Raw genomic sequence first — 10,562 nt, forward strand, 5'->3', positions numbered from 1 at the left:
CCCACACCATGCCGCTCGACGACATCAACAAGGGCTTCGAGATGATGCACAAGGGCGAAAGCATTCGTGGCGTGGTGGTCTACTGATGCTTTCGATGGCCTACACGACCGACCTCAAGAGCGTCGATGACCTCCTCGCTAGGGAGCTCTACGACCTCTTGAAAATGCGTGTCGATGTCTTCGTCGTCGAGCAGAACTGTGCCTATCCGGAACTCGACGGCAAGGATATCGATGCCCTGCATTTAAGGCTGCTGGAGAGCGGCGAACTCCTGGCTTCGGCGAGAATCCTGAAACCGCACGAGCCGCATGATCCGTCAAAGATCGGCCGCGTCGTCGTCTCACCGGCCCATCGCGGCAAGCGCCTGGGCGATGCATTGATGAGCGAAGCGATCTCTGCTTGCGAACGGCTTTATCCGGCAAATCCCATCGCCCTGTCGGCGCAGGCCCATTTGCGGCGCTTCTACGAAGCCTTCGGCTTTGTCGGGACATCGGCGGAATATCTGGAAGACGGCATTCCCCATATCGATATGGTCAGACAGGCGGCGCGGCCGGCATGAGGATATCGCCATGATCTACGTCGATGCCGATGCCTGCCCGGTGAAGCCGGAAGTCCTGAAGGTGGCCGAACGCCTCGGCCTCGAAGTCACCTTCGTTGCCAATTCCGGCCTGCGCCCTTCCCGCGATCCGATGATCCATAACGTCATCGTCTCCAACGCCTTCGACGCCGCCGACAATTGGATTGCCGAGCGCGCCGGCCCGGGCGATGTCGTCGTCACCGCCGACGTGCCGCTCGCCGTGCGCTGTGTCGCCACCGGCGCCTTCGTCAGCGGCCCCACCGGCCGCGTCTTCGACGAGACCAATATCGGCATGGCAAGCGCAATGCGCGATCTCGGCGCGCATTTGCGCGAAACCGGCGAGAGCAAGGGCTACAACGCCGCCTTCAGCCCGAAAGATCGTTCCCGTTTCCTGGAAACATTCGACCGCCTCTGCCGCCGCGCCAAGAGCCTTTCGACGGAGGCTGGTGGCAAGTAATCCCGCTCAGGCCAGCAAGAAACGGGTGGTATGGCAGCCATGTCGATTCCTACCTTGAAGTCCGCCGTCTCCTCTCGCATATAGACGTCATCGCAGACGACTGCGGCATCTTACCGATGCAACCGTCGCGGGGACGGCCTCGCTCTTGAACAAGGAGAGTCGTATGGCCTGGTTTCTGCTTTTTCTCGCTGGTCTTTTCGAATGTGGCTGGGCGATCGGCCTTAAATATACCGATGGCTTCACACGGCCGCTGCCGACGGCGCTGACCGTCATATCCATGGTGGTCAGCATCGTGCTGCTCGGCCTGGCGGTGAAGCACCTGCCGATCGGGACCGCCTATGCGGTCTGGACCGGCATCGGCACAGTCGGCACCGTGCTCCTCGGCATCTGGCTGCTTGGCGATCAGGCAAGTGTCTCCCGCCTTGCCTGCATCATGCTGATCGTCGGCGGCATCGCGGGTCTCAAGCTCACCGCCTGACGAAGAAAATGCTGCGGGGCATCGCAAATGCCCCGCAGTCTATGTCGGCTCAGGCTGCCTTGCGGTTATCGACGGAAAATGCGCCAGGACCGGAGAAGAACAGATAGAGGAAAACGAAGCAGAACAAGATCGCGGCGTCGCCCTGGTTGACGGCCGGGAAGAAGCTGTTTGGGGCATGCGCCATGAAATAGGCAACCGCCATTTCCCCGGCGAGCAGGAAGGCGACGGGGCGCGTCAGCAGGCCGATGAGAATGAGGATACCGCCGACGAGCTCGAGGAGAGCCGCGAAAAGCATCAGCGGCGGCAGCGAGCCGGACATCTGCGAAGCCGGAAAACCAAAAAGCTTCATCGTGCCGTGTTCGATGAACAGCAGCGCGGTGATAATTCTGAGAGCGGCCAGCCCATAGGGGCGATAGGCAGAAAGACGCTCGAAACTTGACATAAAACCTCTCCTTTAAAATAGTACCAGCCGAGCGTTAGCCTGTCGCCGGCAAGGATTGAACACACGGATCGCTGACGGCCGTTCACATTTTCGACAGCAGCTAAACACTTGACGTACTAGTTTTATTCGCCCGCTAGATTTCACAGTGGAATGTTGTCGTGCTTCTTCCAGGGATTGGCGAGGTCCTTGTTGCGCAGCATCTTCAACCCGCGCGCCAACCGCCGCCGGGTGGAATGCGGCATGATCACTTCGTCGACATAACCACGCTCGGCGGCAACGAAGGGCGAGAGGAACCGGTCCTCATACATTTTCGTATGGGCGGCGATCTTTTCGGGATCGGCGATATCCTTGCGGAAGATGATCTCGACGGCGCCCTTGGCGCCCATCACGGCGATCTGCGCCGTCGGCCAGGCATAGTTCAGATCACCGCGCAGATGCTTCGACGCCATGACATCATAGGCGCCGCCGAAGGCCTTGCGGGTGATGACGGTGAGCTTCGGCACCGTCGCCTCGGCATAGGCGAAAAGCAGCTTGGCGCCGTGCTTGATGAGGCCACCATATTCCTGCGCCGTACCCGGCAGGAAACCCGGCACGTCGACGAAGGTGACGATCGGAATGTTGAAGCAGTCGCAGAAGCGCACGAAGCGGGCCGCCTTGCGCGAGGCATCGCTGTCGAGCACGCCGGCCAGCACCATCGGCTGGTTGGCGACGAAACCGACGGAGGAGCCCTCAACGCGTCCGAAGCCGCAGACGATATTGCCGGCGAAGCTCGCCTGGATCTCGAAGAAATCCCCCTCGTCCGCCACCTTCCGGATCAACTCCTTGATATCGTATGGCTTGTTGGCGCTGGCCGGCACCAGGGTGTCGAGCGAGGCGTCGGTCTCCGTCACCGACTGGTAACATTCGATCTCGGGCAACGGCGCGGTGTTCGAAAGCGGCAGGAAATCGATCAGCCGGCGCACCTGCAGCAGCGTCTCGACATCATTGTCATAGGCGCCGTCGGCAATCGACGAGCGGGTGGTATGCACCTTCGCGCCGCCGAGCTCCTCAGCGGTTACCGTCTCATTGGTCACCGTTTTCACCACGTCGGGCCCGGTGACGAACATGTAGGAGGTATCGCGCACCATGAAGATGAAATCGGTCATCGCAGGCGAATAGACGTCGCCGCCGGCGCAGGGACCCATGATCACCGAGATCTGCGGGATGACGCCGGAGGCGAGCACATTGCGCTGGAACACTTCGGCATAACCGCCAAGCGCCGCCACCCCCTCCTGGATGCGGGCGCCGCCCGCATCGTAGATGCCGACGATCGGCGCGCGGTTCTTCAGCGCCATGTCCTGCACCTTCATGATCTTCTCGGCATGCGCTTCCGAAAGCGAGCCACCGAAGACGGTGAAATCCTTGGCGAAGACGAACACGGTGCGGCCGTTGACCGTGCCCCAGCCGGTGACGACGCCGTCGCCGGCAACCCGGCTCTTGTCCATGCCGAAATCGGTCGAACGGTGTTCGACGAACATGTCGAACTCCTCGAAGGAGCCTTCGTCGAGAAAGAGATCGATGCGCTCGCGCGCCGTCAGCTTGCCGCGTTTGTGCTGGGCGTCGATGCGCGCCTTGCCGCCGCCGAGGCGGGCGACGCCGCGGCGCCGTTCCAGTTCTTCGAGAATTTCCTTCATGCGATCTCCCTCGCCTTTGTTTCTAGCATGTCGACCGCGACTGCTTCAGTGCCCACGCCCGCTGAGTGAGAAAACCGAGCGTATCCTTGCCGCGACGTCCTCGGCCAGGATCTCGTCGGCAAGCTTGGGATCGGCGGCGATGCTGGTCACGTCGAAGGCGCTGACGGCAATGACCGAGCCGTCCTCGACGGAGGCTGCGTCGATACTGACCTTGGCGATGTTGCGGTCCTTCTGGAAGCCGAGACCCTTCTCGATGGCGACGATGCGGATCGTCAGCACCACCCGCGGCAGCACGGTGTCGCGCACCGTGGCGTTGATCGCGGCATTGACGCGGTCGTTGATGCCGGAAAGCAGATCGGCCGGCATATTCGGGCCGGAGACGACGACGGCGCTGCGCACATCATAGACCGGCGCCTCCGGCTTAGGGCCCGAGAGGTTGACGCAGGCCGTAAGTGCGACACAGACGAGTGCGGCCCGGCAAAAACACGACCTCAGCCAATTCATGACAAATCCCGCACCCCTCTTTGGAGTCGCAGATTTCGTCATAATGCCTGGGAAGGCAATATGTTTCAGGCGCTTACGGCGAAAAAAACGTCGGTCGCCGCCTTGAACTCGGCAAAGCGCTTGGCCCGCCGCTCCTCGGCTTCTTCGTCGCTGCCCCAGTGCTCGATCGTCCAGTCCTCGTCGAGATGGGCAAGCGACCAGGCTTCCTCCATCGCCAAGTGACCCTCGGCCAAGGCCAGCGCCAGGATCGCCGAACCGGTCAGCGTCGTGATCGTGTGGAGGGCTGCAAGCGCCATCGGGTTGTCGTATCTGGTGAGCGTGACGGCGAAGGCGGCCGTCGCCTCGCGCGGCTGCTCACGCGGCATCACCCCTTCGACGAGGATGAAGCGGGCGCCGAGATCGTTTGCCGCCCAGTCGACGACGGGATCCCAGCGCTCGGTCTGACGCTCGATCAGCAGTTCCGGTCCATCGGCGCGGTAGCAAATGAGGTCGCTCGAGGAGAAGCGCAGGATATCTTCAAAGATCGCCTGCCTGTTGGCGTCGACACCATCGAGCGCGGTGTTGACAAGTCGCGTCACCGGCATCGTCACGGGATCGATCTCTTCACCCTGCGCCTGCCATTCGGCGGCGACAAGACGCGCCAGCGCTTGCGTGGGAACGGCGAGAACCTGCCGTGCCGGCGTGCGCACCATCTTGCCGTCGAGCATGATGGCAAAGCCACCCTCATGCTCGGCAATGGCGACGTCGGCGTAGAAACGCTTCGGTAGCGGCTTCTTCATCTGGATCTGCGCCCGGCGGATCGGGTCGGGATGGCTCAGACCTTCGGAAAGGTCGTTAAGCAGGTCGCGCATGGGCTCACCTCAGGAAAAATGGCGCAATAACTCGTTCGGATGATAAGCGATCGCATCGGCGCCGTTGGCGATCAGCTCATCCACGCTGGCATAACCCCAGGCAACGCCGATCGCCTTGGCGCCGGCAGCCTTTGCCATCTGCATATCGTAAATCGCATCGCCGATGACAATGGTGTCGGCGGCATTCATGCCGGTTTCGTCGCAGCATTCCGTCACCATGGCCGGATGCGGCTTGGAAGGGCAGTCGTCGGCGGTGCGCGCAACGGTGAAATGTCGGTCGAAGCCGTGCGTCTCCATCACGAGGTTCAATCCGCGCCTGGATTTGCCGGTCACCGCACCGATCAGCAGATCCTCGCGCCCACTGATCGCGTCGATCATCTCGCGAATGCCGGGAAACAGCGGCTCCTTATAGTCGAGATCCTGGCGCACGACCGAGAACAGCGATTTGTAGTGCGCCGTCATCTCGATATCCTGCTGCTCGACATGCGGCCTGCCCTGCATGCGCGCGATCGCGATATCGAGCGACAGGCCGATAATCCCTTTCGTATCCTCAAATCGCGGTTCCGGCTTGCCGAACTTTTCGAAGGTGCGGCGCATGGTTTCGTGGATCAGACCGGCGCTGTCGACCAGCGTTCCGTCGCAATCGAAAAGCGCGAGTTTCATTCGCTGTCCCTTTCGGCGCCGGCAAGGTCGAGGCCGAGCAGGTTCCAGGTCTGCACCATATGCGGCGGCAGCGGCGCGCTGACGCGCAGACGGCCGCCGGATGGGTGCGGGATGTCGATATGGCGCGCGTGCAGATGCAGCTTCTTCTGGACGCCGCCCGGAAAATCCCAGTTCGGATCGTCGTCGAAATATTTCGGATCGCCGATGATCGGATGGCCGATATGCAGGGCATGGACGCGCAACTGGTGGGTACGGCCGGTATAGGGCTCCATCTCAAGCCATGCGAGATTCTGGGCCGCCGTCTCGATTACGCGATAGAAGGAAATCGCATGATCGGCGCCGTCTTCGCCGTGTTTGGCGATGCGCATGCGGTCGCCGTCGGCTGTCGGTTCCTTGACGAGCCAGGTGGAGATCTTGTCTTCGTGCTTGCGCGGCACACCCTTGACCAGCGCCCAATAGGTCTTCTTGGTGTCGCGCTCACGGAAGGCGGCGGTCAGCTTCTGTGCGGCGCCGCGGGTGCGGGCGATGACGAGAACACCTGATGTATCGCGGTCGAGGCGGTGAACGAGCCGCGGCTTTTCGCCCTTCGGGCTGGTCCAGGCTTCGAGCATCTGGTCGATATGCCGGGCCACGCCGGAGCCGCCCTGCACGGCAATGCCGGGCGGTTTGTTGAGCACAATCACCTTATCGTCCTCATGCAGCACCATGCGCGACAGGAGTTCGAAATCGGACGAATGCTTGAGATCCTTGCCGGCGATCGGCCCGGACTTCTTCGCATCGACATCCAGCGGCGGCACCCGCACCGTCTGGCCGGGCTGCACCCGCGCATCCGATTTGACGCGGCCGCCGTCGACGCGCACCTGGCCGGAGCGCAGGAGCTTCTGCAGCGGGCCGAAGCCGAGCCCGGGAAAATGTACTTTGAACCAGCGATCGAGCCGCATGCCCGCTTCGTCGGCTTCAACCTTGATATGTTCTATGCCAGCCATAAAAAATCTTTCGGAAATTGCAGCACGGGCCAAGCCGGCGTTCTTGCCGCAGGCTTTAGAGCATTTTCACGCAAAACGGAAACCGGAAAAGAAATCAGGCCAAAGCGCGCATGACGGCAAGGCCTGACATGACCGCCACCATCGAAAGCCCGACGCTCGCAACGATATAGATACCGCCAGCCACCGCCTCACCGCGCTCGAATAGCGAGATCGCGTCCAGCGAGAAGGCCGAGAAGGTGGTGAAGCCGCCAAGGAAGCCGGTGATCAGCAACAGGCGCAGTTCCACCGAGGCATTGAACCTGCGCGCGATCAGCTCGGCGAAGACGCCGATGACGAAGCAGCCGACGACATTGACGGCAAGCGTGCCCCAGGGGAAGGCCGGGCCCATGAGCCTCAGCATCCACTGGCCGACATAATATCTGAGAAGGGAACCGATAGCGCCGCCGACGGCGACGAGAAGAGCTTGGATCATGAGCCGGATTTATCGCAACTGCGCTGGGATTCCAATCGCGACGGAATGAATTCTTACCATCCGGTAAAATGCCAATGATTTTCTTATGATGGCGCCAAGATCATGCCGATACCGTGACGGCATGACACAGCTCCTGTCCATATCGGCCAACACCGCTGCCGTTGCCTTCGAATCGCTGAGGATTCCCCAGCGTGTGGCGACGAGCACCGCCGCGCGCGACGCAAAGCGCCTTGCCGACCGGCAATTGAAGGCCGAGAGCCCCGATCAGGCCGAGGAGCCCTCGAGCATCATCCAGTCGACCGAAGTGGCGCTCGACCTGATGGCCAAAGGCAACCGCCAGCCGCAGGCAGGTCTCAAGCAGGCCCTCCAATCCTACGAAGAGGTCTGAGGCAACCGCCTCCCTGATGAAAGCCCGCGACTGCGCAGAGCCGCGGGCTTTATCGTTTCGATCGGTCGCGCTTATTTGCCTTGCGCCGACAGCACCTGCAGCACCAGATCGACCTTGCCGGCCTTTTCGAAAGTCAGCGTCACCGGCACCGTCTCGCCCTGCTTGAACGGCGTCTTAACCTTCTGGAACATCAGATGCAGGTTGCCGGGCTCGAGCTTGAGCGTCTGGCCGGCAGCAATGCCGATACCGTCCTTCAGCTGGCGCATCCGCATGACATTGTCCTTCGTCACCATCTCGTGGATCTGAACCTCGCCGGCTGCGGGCGATGTCACCGAAAGCAGCCGATCATCCGTCTGGCCGTTGTTCTTCACCGTGAAGAACCCGCCGCCGACCGGCTGGCCGGGCAGCATTGCCTTGGCGAAACCGCCGGAGACTTCGAGATCGCCGGCCTTGACCACTTCGCCAGCCGGCGCCGCGGCACCCATACCGCTCATACCGGACATGTCCATCCCTGCCATGTCGTCATGACCGTGACCATGGTCTTCGCCGGCAACGACCTTCAACATCGGCGCCGGGCTTTTCATCCCGTGGGCGTCGCCGCCTTCCTTCGCCACCTGATCCCAGGCCTCGACCGTGTCGCCGCACATCTGCGTCACCGGAAAGGCGAGCGAGGTGCCGGCTTCTACACCCGATACCTTACCCTGGATGACGAAGTTGTCGTAGAAATCGTCGGAAAGATTGCCATTCTTCCAGCGGATCTCGACCGCGCCCGCCTTCACCTTCTCGCCGTGATTGTCGTAGGTTTTCTGGTAGTCGCCCTTGATCACCTCGAGTTCCCAGCCGGCCTTCGGCTGCGGCTTGGCAAAGACGAAACCTTCGGGCAGCTTGATCCGCACTTCCGTGGTCGCCTTGCCGTCGCAGCCATGCGGCAGCTGCAGCGTGGCGAGAATAGTACTTTCCTGGGTCGCCTCCTTGTTGAGGAAGGTCACATGCGCCTCGGCGCCGGCGATGGCGGTCGCGGAAAGAAGGGCGGCAAGCGCGAATGTCTTGCCAAATGTCTTGCTGATCTTCATCGGATATCTCCTCACCGGCCGTAAACTTTTCTCGGGCGGACCGGCATGCTGCATATTGGATTGCGAAGGCAGATCAGGCGAGGACGGGAGGCGCGCGGGAATTCGGCCGGCTGACGGCTCTTCCCCCGGTAAAGGTCGAGGCCTCGGTCGGCGCGTTGATCAGCGAGGCGAGTTTGCGTTCGAGCCAGGAGCCTGCATCCGGCGTCAGCAGGACGATGGAGGCCGACAGCCGGCAGGCTTCGCAAGTCGGCTTGAAAGCGACGCTCTTGCCGTCGGCATCCTTTACCGTGATGCAGAGCGAGGCGAAGGTACCGTCGGGCAGCACATAGGCGCTCGCATCATAACTTTCGGACGCGACAGCCTGCGGCGCCTGATGCGCAAGGCCGAGCAAAGCTAGGCTCAATGCGCAAAGCATGCGCAGAAAGAGCGTCGCTTTCAGTCCGGTCGGCCGCATGAGATCCCCTTCGACAGCAAGTCGCGATAGCCGGTTTCGCCCCCGAATGCAAAAGCAGATTTGCCGCAGTTTAAGGCCCGATTGGAATAAGACGACAAAAATTTGCCCGGCGACGACATTTGCCGCTTGCCAAGAGCCACAGCCGCCGGATAATTGCACCAACCTTGTTGGGAGAATCCGGTGCTTGTCAACCACCGGTGCCGAAGGAGCAACCGCCCCGGAAACTCTCAGGCCAAAGGACCAGCAAGGGGCAGACGGAACTCTGGAGAGAAGCGTTCTCGAAACGCTCGCCGAAGGGATAACAATCTCAGGCGTCAAGGACAGAGGGGGCTCAGGAGAGAAGTGCGCAACCGCGCCTTCAGATTTGAGCCCGCGCCTTCGCAAAAAGGCGCAAACCCCGGAGGCGTCTTTTGGACGATATTGCTGCCCTGAAGAAAACCCCGCTGCATGCCCTGCATCTCCAGCTCGGCGCCCGCATGGTGCCGTTTGCGGGTTACGACATGCCGGTGCAATATCCGGCAGGCGTAATGAAGGAGCACCTTCATACCCGCACCGAAGCCGGTCTCTTTGATGTCTCCCACATGGGCCAGGTCATCGTGAAGGCGAAATCCGGCAGCTACGAGGACGCCGCGCTGGCGCTCGAAAGCCTGGTGCCGGTCGATATCCTGGGTCTTGCCGAAGGCCGCCAGCGCTATGGCTTCTTCACCGACGACAGCGGCTGCATCCTCGACGATCTAATGATCACCCATGTCGACGACCATCTTTTCGTCGTCGTCAACGCCTCGTGCAAGGAGGCCGATCTCGCCCATCTGCAGGCCCATATCGGCGACACGTGCGACATCACCCTTCTCAACCGCGGGCTGATCGCGCTGCAGGGACCGCGCGCGGTCGAAGTTCTCGCCGAACTCTGGGCCGATGTCGCGTCGATGAAATTCATGGATGTGCGTCACTGCCGGCTGCACGACGTTTCCTGTCTGGTCTCGCGCTCCGGCTATAGCGGCGAGGACGGTTTCGAAATCTCTGTCCCGGCAGATAAGGCCGAGGATGTCACCATGCGGTTGCTCGAGCATCCCGACGTCCAGGCGATCGGCCTCGGCGCCCGCGATTCGCTACGCCTGGAAGCCGGCCTCTGCCTCTACGGCAACGATATCGACACCACCACCTCGCCGGTCGAGGCGGCGCTGGAATGGGCAATGCAGAAGGCGCGGCGCGCGGGCGGCGCCCGCGCCGGCGGATTCCCGGGCTCTGGCCGCATTCTCTACGAGCTCGAAAATGGCGCCGCCCGCCGCCGCGTCGGCCTGAAGCCTGAGGGAAAGGCGCCGGTGCGCGGCCATGCCAAGCTCTATGCCGATGCCGAGGGCAAGCTCGAAATCGGTGAAGTCACCTCGGGCGGCTTCGGTCCTAGCGTCGAGGGCCCCGTCGCCATGGGCTACGTACCGGTCTCACATGCTGCGGCCGGCACGCTCGTCTACGCGGAGGTGCGCGGCAAATATCTGCCGATCACCGTCAGCGCCCTGCCCTTCGTCACACCGACCTACAAACGCTAA

At 61.9% G+C, this 10,562-nt stretch carries 14 protein-coding genes and 1 riboswitch; of the genes, 5 read left to right on the forward strand and 9 right to left on the reverse strand.

Going from position 1 to position 10,562, the window contains the following annotated elements; translation table 11 throughout:
• The first annotated feature begins 85 nt into the window (after positions 1 to 85).
• The 3 genes from OS035_RS08705 (at position 86) to sugE (ending at position 1,509) form a co-directional block, all read left to right on the forward strand.
• Positions 86 to 556 (forward strand): GNAT family N-acetyltransferase, encoded by a 471-nt coding sequence (locus OS035_RS08705; RefSeq protein ID WP_097628649.1) that lies wholly within the window; start codon positions 86 to 88, stop codon positions 554 to 556.
• Between the two features lie 10 nt (positions 557 to 566).
• Positions 567 to 1,031: a YaiI/YqxD family protein gene (locus OS035_RS08710; protein ID WP_097628648.1), complete on the forward strand. Its 465-nt coding sequence runs from the start codon at positions 567 to 569 to the stop codon at positions 1,029 to 1,031.
• A 163-nt stretch (positions 1,032 to 1,194) separates the two neighbouring features.
• Entirely contained in the window at positions 1,195 to 1,509 is a 315-nt protein-coding gene (gene sugE / locus OS035_RS08715) for a quaternary ammonium compound efflux SMR transporter SugE (RefSeq protein WP_097628647.1), read from the forward strand.
• A 49-nt stretch (positions 1,510 to 1,558) separates the two neighbouring features.
• Here sugE and OS035_RS08720 read toward each other — a convergent pair whose 3' ends face one another.
• From OS035_RS08720 to crcB, 7 genes are all read right to left on the reverse strand, one after another.
• Positions 1,559 to 1,951, reverse strand: coding sequence for a DoxX family protein (locus tag OS035_RS08720; RefSeq protein ID WP_097628646.1), 393 nt, complete (start codon positions 1,949 to 1,951; stop codon positions 1,559 to 1,561).
• Between the two features lie 140 nt (positions 1,952 to 2,091).
• A complete protein-coding gene (locus tag OS035_RS08725) occupies positions 2,092 to 3,624 on the reverse strand; it encodes an acyl-CoA carboxylase subunit beta (protein WP_097628645.1) in 1,533 nt (510 codons plus the stop codon).
• A 45-nt stretch (positions 3,625 to 3,669) separates the two neighbouring features.
• The gene (locus tag OS035_RS08730; RefSeq protein WP_097628644.1) at positions 3,670 to 4,128 is read right to left on the reverse strand and encodes a hypothetical protein; all 459 of its coding nucleotides are present in this window, start codon (positions 4,126 to 4,128) and stop codon (positions 3,670 to 3,672) included.
• Between the two features lie 65 nt (positions 4,129 to 4,193).
• On the reverse strand, positions 4,194 to 4,979 hold the full coding sequence (locus OS035_RS08735) for an ATP12 family chaperone protein (protein ID WP_097628643.1): 786 nt from the start codon (positions 4,977 to 4,979) through the stop codon (positions 4,194 to 4,196).
• 9 nt (positions 4,980 to 4,988) lie between these two features.
• Positions 4,989 to 5,642 (reverse strand): HAD-IA family hydrolase, encoded by a 654-nt coding sequence (locus OS035_RS08740; RefSeq protein WP_097628642.1) that lies wholly within the window; start codon positions 5,640 to 5,642, stop codon positions 4,989 to 4,991.
• Entirely contained in the window at positions 5,639 to 6,628 is a 990-nt protein-coding gene (locus tag OS035_RS08745) for an RluA family pseudouridine synthase (RefSeq protein ID WP_003586294.1), read from the reverse strand. Before OS035_RS08745 ends, OS035_RS08740 begins: the two co-directional genes overlap by 4 nt.
• Before the next feature lie 94 nt (positions 6,629 to 6,722).
• The gene (gene crcB / locus OS035_RS08750; RefSeq protein ID WP_097628641.1) at positions 6,723 to 7,100 is read right to left on the reverse strand and encodes a fluoride efflux transporter CrcB; all 378 of its coding nucleotides are present in this window, start codon (positions 7,098 to 7,100) and stop codon (positions 6,723 to 6,725) included.
• 121 nt (positions 7,101 to 7,221) lie between these two features.
• Here crcB and OS035_RS08755 point away from each other — a divergent pair, with 121 nt between their 5' ends.
• Positions 7,222 to 7,488, forward strand: coding sequence for a hypothetical protein (locus OS035_RS08755; RefSeq protein ID WP_097628640.1), 267 nt, complete (start codon positions 7,222 to 7,224; stop codon positions 7,486 to 7,488).
• A gap of 71 nt (positions 7,489 to 7,559) precedes the next feature.
• Here the strand turns inward: OS035_RS08755 and OS035_RS08760 are convergent, their stop codons facing one another.
• Both OS035_RS08760 and OS035_RS08765 read right to left on the reverse strand, forming a co-directional pair.
• Entirely contained in the window at positions 7,560 to 8,561 is a 1,002-nt protein-coding gene (locus OS035_RS08760; protein ID WP_331813611.1) for a DUF1775 domain-containing protein, read from the reverse strand.
• A gap of 73 nt (positions 8,562 to 8,634) precedes the next feature.
• On the reverse strand, positions 8,635 to 9,015 hold the full coding sequence (locus tag OS035_RS08765) for a hypothetical protein (protein ID WP_097628638.1): 381 nt from the start codon (positions 9,013 to 9,015) through the stop codon (positions 8,635 to 8,637).
• Positions 9,016 to 9,173: 158 nt separating this feature from the next.
• Positions 9,174 to 9,268, forward strand: a riboswitch (glycine riboswitch).
• 157 nt (positions 9,269 to 9,425) lie between these two features.
• Here OS035_RS08765 and gcvT point away from each other — a divergent pair.
• Positions 9,426 to 10,562, forward strand: coding sequence for a glycine cleavage system aminomethyltransferase GcvT (gene gcvT, locus OS035_RS08770; protein ID WP_097628637.1), 1,137 nt, complete (start codon positions 9,426 to 9,428; stop codon positions 10,560 to 10,562).

It is taken from the genome of Rhizobium sp. 268, from assembly GCF_036571585.1.
Taxonomy (GTDB): domain Bacteria; phylum Pseudomonadota; class Alphaproteobacteria; order Rhizobiales; family Rhizobiaceae; genus Rhizobium; species Rhizobium redzepovicii.

Excerpts from the sequence above, each read along its gene's own strand:
- OS035_RS08705 (WP_097628649.1), top strand. The coding sequence starts at position 86 with ATGCTTTCGATGGCCTACACGACCGACCTCAAGAGCGTCGATGACCTC.
- OS035_RS08710 (WP_097628648.1), top strand. The coding sequence starts at position 567 with ATGATCTACGTCGATGCCGATGCCTGCCCGGTGAAGCCGGAAGTCCTG.
- sugE (WP_097628647.1), top strand. The coding sequence starts at position 1,195 with ATGGCCTGGTTTCTGCTTTTTCTCGCTGGTCTTTTCGAATGTGGCTGG.
- OS035_RS08720 (WP_097628646.1), bottom strand. The coding sequence starts at position 1,951 with ATGTCAAGTTTCGAGCGTCTTTCTGCCTATCGCCCCTATGGGCTGGCC.
- OS035_RS08725 (WP_097628645.1), bottom strand. The coding sequence starts at position 3,624 with ATGAAGGAAATTCTCGAAGAACTGGAACGGCGCCGCGGCGTCGCCCGC.
- OS035_RS08730 (WP_097628644.1), bottom strand. The coding sequence starts at position 4,128 with ATGAATTGGCTGAGGTCGTGTTTTTGCCGGGCCGCACTCGTCTGTGTC.
- OS035_RS08735 (WP_097628643.1), bottom strand. The coding sequence starts at position 4,979 with ATGCGCGACCTGCTTAACGACCTTTCCGAAGGTCTGAGCCATCCCGAC.
- OS035_RS08740 (WP_097628642.1), bottom strand. The coding sequence starts at position 5,642 with ATGAAACTCGCGCTTTTCGATTGCGACGGAACGCTGGTCGACAGCGCC.
- OS035_RS08745 (WP_003586294.1), bottom strand. The coding sequence starts at position 6,628 with ATGGCTGGCATAGAACATATCAAGGTTGAAGCCGACGAAGCGGGCATG.
- crcB (WP_097628641.1), bottom strand. The coding sequence starts at position 7,100 with ATGATCCAAGCTCTTCTCGTCGCCGTCGGCGGCGCTATCGGTTCCCTT.
- OS035_RS08755 (WP_097628640.1), top strand. The coding sequence starts at position 7,222 with ATGACACAGCTCCTGTCCATATCGGCCAACACCGCTGCCGTTGCCTTC.
- OS035_RS08760 (WP_331813611.1), bottom strand. The coding sequence starts at position 8,561 with ATGAAGATCAGCAAGACATTTGGCAAGACATTCGCGCTTGCCGCCCTT.
- OS035_RS08765 (WP_097628638.1), bottom strand. The coding sequence starts at position 9,015 with ATGCGGCCGACCGGACTGAAAGCGACGCTCTTTCTGCGCATGCTTTGC.